Consider the following 429-nt stretch of genomic DNA (forward strand, 5'->3'; position numbering starts at 1 on the left):
GCTGGTGATTCGAATTGGTTGTTGCCTTGAATTTTTGTTTTTGCTTGCAGCGCAAGGCGAGTATGCGGCGCAACCGGATAATGCGATCGCGGCCAGCTTTAAATCCTTGGGCTGCCAGCTCCGGTTGCATACGTAGTGGGCCATAGGTCTCCCGGCTTTGCTTGTGAACCGCTGCAATCGCCACCTTCAGACGTTCATCTTCCTTGGCACGTTCCGACGGGACGCTGTTGAGCCAGGCATAGAAACCGCTACGGGAGACGCCAAAGCTGCGACACAAGCTGGCAACGGGATAGTCGAGTCGCATGGTCTTCATGAACGCGTATTTGGCAGCGACTCCTGCGCAAAGTACGCTGCCGCCTTTTTTACGATATCGCGCTCCATCTTGGCCTGGGCCAGCTCCTTGCGTAGTTTGGCAACTTCCGCTTCGAG

General features: G+C 55.7%; 1 pseudogene. It reads right to left on the minus strand.

The features are described from left to right. Window positions 1-429: pseudogene (locus ACO0LC_RS29175) on the minus strand (IS3 family transposase); the annotation flags it as partial.

It is taken from the genome of Undibacterium sp. JH2W (assembly GCF_049340425.1).
In the GTDB taxonomy this organism is placed as follows: domain Bacteria; phylum Pseudomonadota; class Gammaproteobacteria; order Burkholderiales; family Burkholderiaceae_D; genus Undibacterium.